Below are 5,581 nucleotides of genomic sequence, written 5' to 3'. Positions count from 1 at the left end.
TATAAGCCTAACATTTTGCAAAACCAATGTGAAGACATCGGCTTATTTCAGTAGTACTTTATTATCAATTGCATCATAAGAAAAAGAAGCTAAATGCATTGAAACACTTGACTTCTGGTAGAAAAAATCCTTAATGATTACTCATAAGGATTAAAGGCATTAAAGTCTGTGCTTTGATTAACGGCTAACCGACCAATATAATCAAGACTACTAATTTGATTGTCACTGGCTAAATAAGTGATATTAAAGTAATAATAGCGTGTTTCACCATTACCAACATCACTATCATGTTTGGCATTCACCGCAACACCAACCACACCACTAGTCTGATCATCATTAGTTGTTTTTGGATAATAAGCAACCTGAACCACGCTAGACTTCAAACCATTATTATCAATATAATCATCTGTGCCACCAACTTGTGGGAATAAATAATCATTGGATAAAACTTGACTGGTCGCTAATTGCGCTTGCTGAATTTTCTTTGTGCGTTTTTTATAATCGGATCCAGATGACCAATTATACGCAAGATTGAAAAACTGTTGACTGGTCTCACTAGCTTTCGTAATGGTACTTTTGGCAACTATCTGCTTCACTTTTTGCTGACTAGTTTTGACACTGCTTTGTTTTTGCTTTAATTGCTTAGCTTGCTTTTGCAAATGTGATAAAGTTTGTTGTTGTTGCCACATCAGTTGACCAAAGCGTAAACTACCAAGCACCAACACAACTAATAGGGCATAATAACCAATTTTTGTTTTACGTGTCATTATTGATCCCCCATTGTCAGATTGCCTAGCGTCAATGAAATCACCTCATTACCCTTTTCATTTAATTGTCCTAGTAACTGATAATTTATTGTCCGACTGCCATTAGTTGCCTTTAAAGCACCAAAAAATAATAGGCTGTCTCCTTGTTGGCTAAATAGCAATTGATTATCCGAGACATGCCATTTTTTAGCTTGTGCTGGATCACTCTCTAACTGCCCTAAAAACTGCTTAACAAATTTTCTAACTTTATCATTTGCCACCTTTGATAAGACTTGTTTGTCTGATACATAGCCTGCATTAAACAGAGCATTAACGGTAGCTTTTGGTTGGCTATCATCTGGTAATTTATTATCATTAGCGATTACTTTTGTCATCGTGCCACTACTAGTCGTGACCATTTGTGTCGCAGATAATTTAGCAACGGTGGTAGTTGCTTGTTTGATTTGTGACTTTTGAAATTGTGTATAAAAAAAAGCGCCAATCAGGAAGAACCCAATAGCACTTAACACTTTAATGCTAGTGTTTGTCATTTTTAAATTTTAATATCCTTTCCATACCACTCTTGTAGGATCATATAATCAGCGTTGAACTCGAAGGCAAATGGATATTTTTTACCAGTATCTTTCACAACAAAATAGCCTTTCGCAACAAATGAATTGCCGTCCTTTTCCCACTTTGTTGTCAGGTTTTCTATTTCATGCTCTTTGAAAAAATTAAATGAAATAACATTATTGTCCCCTGAAAGACCAACACTGTTATAAACCATTCCAGTCATTGTACGATCCCCAACCTTTTTTCCGTCAACATAAGCAGGGTTATTATCAACATTTTCAATGTAACGACCATCATCATTCATTGAAAATGTTTCATAATCAATACCCTTCATCACTTTAGCTTGATTTATTTTTGGCAATTTTGAGCTACTAGACTGTGAGCTAGTTTTATGTTGTCCTGTCATTACAAAGGCAATGATAATAATCAAAATGACTAACACGCCCCCAATAGATCCTAATGTCAACGCTGATTTTTTATTCATAGCTCTCCAATCAATTGATTTATTCTCTCACAATTTGTGCCATTTGTTCATGTGTTGGCTTCACAATCCGTTTGATAACTGCCCCTTTTTGTACTACTAAGACAGTTGGTGCCACTTGAACATGATACTGTTCAAAATATTGTCGTGTCGCTAAATTCATGTAATCAACGACAATAGTTGCCTGATTATTTTGATCACGCATTTTTTGTAATTTATTGACATCACCCGTCAACTTCTCACAGGTTGAACACCCTTTTTTATGAAAAACGATCACGGTTTTATGTTTCCTAAGTGTTTGATGAAACGCCGTTTTTAATTGATCATTTGGTGTATCATGATACTGATTATGATACCATAAAAACGCCGTAGTCACTACTGCCACAACGATTGTAGCGATTATTATAAACATTTTTTTCACAAGTTATCCTTTCCAAATTTATTCTTTAACTGACTGACTTTATCATCACGTAACTGTTGCTTTTGTACCTTTTGCTTATCACGTTCAGCTAACAATTCACGAGCTATCTTATCACGATTAACTGTTTTTTTCTGTTCATTAGCAATTTCTTGACGTTTTGGTGTCTTTGATTGCTCAAAGTTATTATGGTTATCAGGCACTTTACTAAGTGTCTTAGGTTGTGATTGTGTCGCTGGATCACCATATAATTGACGTTTAATTGCTTCACGCTTTTTAGCCACTTCCTGTTGACTATCTGAACCATTATCCTTACTTTTTGGATTATTGACACGAATATTAGGTTGTTTAGCTTCGAAATTTGATTTTGGTAAATGAACACCGTCTTTTTCAACCGTTCCCTGCGTTGGATCATCAGACTTTTTAGAATCTGTTGGCTTTTTAAATTCATCAACCGTAAATGGTTTCTTATTTTTATCTGACAATTTTTGTGTTTTTGCCTGCTCTTTGCCTAACAACTGATCACGAACACGAGAAAGATTTTGTTGTCGTTTTTCCTCTGCCTGTTTGGTTTTCATCTCATCACGTACATCACGCCTTTGTGACATACGTTGCATTGGTCCCATTTGACTAATTTTTTGACCAACGCTAGACTGATTAATACTCTGCCCCTTTTCACGTAGATTAGATAAGCGCATGGCTTGTGGCATTTGTCCCTCAAGCCGTGAGTAACTAACTCCAACAAATTCAAATAGCTTTCCACGATACTTATAAACGATAAAGACTAAGAAAAAGAATAAGAGTGCGTTAACTGCGTATGATCCAAAATTAGTCGCTGGGATAAAACTATCAGTGAATGTTTGTAAAGCCCCGACCAAAACAATTAAAAAACCAGCCCCAATTTTAGCAATACCCCACATGATTGTTGCACCAACAATTTTATAGCCGTTACGGGCAAATTGTGGGAATAGCGCCATAACCAAAACAAAGGGTGACAATAGATACAAAGCCAATTCAATGACCATAACAAAGATATTAAACAGAGCCACTGCGTCATAAGGCATAGCATTCACAACTGATACCACGATTGCAACTAGACTCATACCTGCCTCGTTGAATGAATTATTCTTACTCAATGCCGGAACTTTACTTTTTATTTGTGTAACCGTAGACTGAACCTTATCTTCATTACGATTAGTGTTAGTAGAAATAAACTGATAAGGATTTTGATTTAATTTTTTTATAACATCATTCGCAGTTGCTTTCCCATAATTCATCAAGAAATAAGGGCGTTCAATAGATCGTTCAAAATAACCCACTCTTAACGTGTCCCTTGGTTTAACATTATCATTGCTATTGCCAATGACCTTTAAAACCTGTGCTTGCCCTGCGTCACTAGCTTGATTGATTTGATTAAACAGCTCATTACCATTACCATACCAAAGTGTTGACACTAACAATATCCCAACGAAATTGACGACCATTCTAACCGCTGACGACGTACGACCACTAGCAAAGTGCATGAACCCCATAATCGCTAAAACAATCAAAGCTAACCCACCAAATAAGACTTTACCCTCATCAAAGATAGATTTTACTTTACCTGAAACAGCGTTCTGTGCTTGTGTAAAGGCTTTTGATAAATTACCGTCATTTGATAAGGCACTTAATAACTCATCATTGATTTGATAAATTAAAGTATTCAAATACCAAAAAAACTTAGCTAAGCCCATACCCGTATTATTGGCTAAATCTGTCACACCAATTTTTTCTGAATAAGGTTGCCATGAAAATAGTGAGTCATTAAGCTTGTTGATGTTTTGTGCGTCACTGGCTTTAAATGAGTTATCAGTAGTATTAGTATCGCCCGATTTCTTTTCTGCGTCACTTGTAACCTCATCTACCGCTTTATCAGCTTGCTTTGAAGCGTCATCAATTGCATTAAGTGTATCCTGATTAACTAACGTACTACTTGAACTACTGCTATCATCTGCGGACACTTGCGTTTGTGCAAAGCCTAAAACAAACAAAAAAGAAGCCAAAATAATCAGCTTCCGACAAAATTTGATTTGCATGTGTTTTCCTTTCATCATTTCAATCATCATGTTATTATTGTGTGTAGAAAAAGGAAGCAGCTCTAACTACTCCCTTTAACATCAATAGCCTGCTAAGCAGTGACTATTCGTTATATTTACTTTTTAAGTAATCACAACTCGGTCAAAAGGTGAAGTGGTTACTTTTTTGTTTAGAGTGTTAAATCAAAATTAGCCCCAATTAATTGCAACACTTGGTATAAATCATAGTCACTCATATGACCAATTAATTTTGCCTCACGTTTTACAGAATCCATCGGGATTGGTTGTAACGTATTCACCTGTCCGTGCACTTTCTCGTACCCAACAACATTAAATCGCGTAGGAATATTTTTAACCGAGCTTGTAATAGGTGCTACAATAATCAAATTAGAAACCATATTGTATTTATCTGAACTAACTACTAACCCTGGTCGTCGCTTTTGAATTTCCTGCCCAACAGATGGATCAAAATTAATGACAACAAAATCTCCTTGCTTAAATTTAGTCATCAATAATATCCTCGACCATCACTTCTTGCTCATTAATCAATTCATTTTCTTTCAACTTATCAAATGGGTTACTGAGTTTCGGTGTGAAAATTAGCGAGTTGTTCTTTTTAATAGCTAAAAATTCTTGACCAACTGCAATACCTAATTCTGATGGTAATGTCACTGCTACTGAATTACCCTGCTTACGCGCCTTAACAACTGTCATAGTATTACCTCCTTAAGTATAACCCAATTATACATGTATAATTGGGTTCAATCAAGTTTTATCATGGCTTATGCTTTCCCAATTTCAATCATCATGTTATAATTGTGTATAGAAAAAGGAATTAGCTCGAACTACTCCCTTTAACATCAATAGCCTGCTAAGCAGTGACTATTCAACTAGTTAGTTAATAACCACGACCCGCGAAGTCGAGTGGTTATTTTTTTTGTTGATTTTTTATCAACTCAACAACCAATGCTAGCAAGGCAACTATAAAAGTGCCAAACATAAACATGAGCTGTAAAGCGTCTGAAACAGACACCAGGCTTTTCCTTTCCTAGAGTTCGTGTTTATAGGTTTTACACCATAAGCACCACCTCTTTTCTGTTGAAAGAATAGCCACCACTTAACTTAACTATTGAAGTGAACCCCAATAGTTGGACAAAATAGAATTAACTAGCGGACTCAGTGGTGAGTTGTCGATATTGAACCGGCGACAGACCATTGAGTTTTTGTTTGATACGGTGATTGTTGTAATAATTGATAAAGTCATCAACGACCACTTTGAAATCATGAA

At 35.8% G+C, this 5,581-nt stretch carries 9 protein-coding genes; all 9 read right to left on the bottom strand.

Annotation, left to right across the window (positions count from 1 at the left end; genetic code table 11):
- Positions 1–137: 137 nt before the first annotated feature.
- The gene (locus FF105_RS11395) at positions 138–767 is read right to left on the bottom strand and encodes a hypothetical protein (protein ID WP_290046915.1); all 630 of its coding nucleotides are present in this window, start codon (positions 765–767) and stop codon (positions 138–140) included.
- Positions 767–1,297, bottom strand: coding sequence for a hypothetical protein (locus FF105_RS11390; RefSeq protein ID WP_228934959.1), 531 nt, complete (start codon positions 1,295–1,297; stop codon positions 767–769). The genes FF105_RS11395 and FF105_RS11390 overlap by 1 nt, the downstream gene beginning before the upstream one ends.
- A 2-nt stretch (positions 1,298–1,299) precedes the next feature.
- A complete protein-coding gene (locus tag FF105_RS11385) occupies positions 1,300–1,803 on the bottom strand; it encodes a hypothetical protein (RefSeq protein ID WP_228934958.1) in 504 nt (167 codons plus the stop codon).
- 19 nt (positions 1,804–1,822) lie between these two features.
- Positions 1,823–2,221, bottom strand: coding sequence for a thioredoxin family protein (locus FF105_RS11380; RefSeq protein WP_324251863.1), 399 nt, complete (start codon positions 2,219–2,221; stop codon positions 1,823–1,825).
- Positions 2,218–4,293, bottom strand: coding sequence for a CD3337/EF1877 family mobilome membrane protein (locus tag FF105_RS11375; protein ID WP_290046912.1), 2,076 nt, complete (start codon positions 4,291–4,293; stop codon positions 2,218–2,220). Before FF105_RS11375 ends, FF105_RS11380 begins: the two co-directional genes overlap by 4 nt.
- Before the next feature lie 170 nt (positions 4,294–4,463).
- A complete protein-coding gene (locus FF105_RS11370) occupies positions 4,464–4,802 on the bottom strand; it encodes a type II toxin-antitoxin system PemK/MazF family toxin (protein WP_228934956.1) in 339 nt (112 codons plus the stop codon).
- Positions 4,795–5,007, bottom strand: a complete 213-nt coding sequence (mazE, locus tag FF105_RS11365) for a type II toxin-antitoxin system PemI/MazE family antitoxin (protein WP_228934954.1) — start codon at positions 5,005–5,007, stop codon at positions 4,795–4,797. Before mazE ends, FF105_RS11370 begins: the two co-directional genes overlap by 8 nt.
- A 214-nt stretch (positions 5,008–5,221) precedes the next feature.
- On the bottom strand, positions 5,222–5,326 hold the full coding sequence (locus FF105_RS11360; RefSeq protein ID WP_004909435.1) for a putative holin-like toxin: 105 nt from the start codon (positions 5,324–5,326) through the stop codon (positions 5,222–5,224).
- Between the two features lie 130 nt (positions 5,327–5,456).
- Positions 5,457–5,581, bottom strand: a 125-nt coding sequence (locus FF105_RS11355) for an IS3 family transposase (protein ID WP_290046486.1), incomplete at its 5' end; no start/stop codon positions are given.

This window comes from Leuconostoc sp. UCMA20149 (genome assembly GCF_030400235.1).
Lineage (GTDB): Bacteria > Bacillota > Bacilli > Lactobacillales > Lactobacillaceae > Leuconostoc > Leuconostoc pseudomesenteroides.
Note: the sequence above shows the minus strand (reverse complement) of the source record. Positions and strands in the feature narration are given on the sequence as shown.

What these genes read in the sequence shown, in the direction of transcription:
- FF105_RS11395 (WP_290046915.1), bottom strand. Translation starts at nt 767, where the DNA reads ATGACACGTAAAACAAAAATTGGTTATTATGCCCTATTAGTTGTGTTG.
- FF105_RS11370 (WP_228934956.1), bottom strand. Translation starts at nt 4,802, where the DNA reads ATGACTAAATTTAAGCAAGGAGATTTTGTTGTCATTAATTTTGATCCA.
- mazE (WP_228934954.1), bottom strand. Translation starts at nt 5,007, where the DNA reads ATGACAGTTGTTAAGGCGCGTAAGCAGGGTAATTCAGTAGCAGTGACA.
- FF105_RS11385 (WP_228934958.1), bottom strand. Translation starts at nt 1,803, where the DNA reads ATGAATAAAAAATCAGCGTTGACATTAGGATCTATTGGGGGCGTGTTA.
- FF105_RS11375 (WP_290046912.1), bottom strand. Translation starts at nt 4,293, where the DNA reads ATGCAAATCAAATTTTGTCGGAAGCTGATTATTTTGGCTTCTTTTTTG.
- FF105_RS11390 (WP_228934959.1), bottom strand. Translation starts at nt 1,297, where the DNA reads ATGACAAACACTAGCATTAAAGTGTTAAGTGCTATTGGGTTCTTCCTG.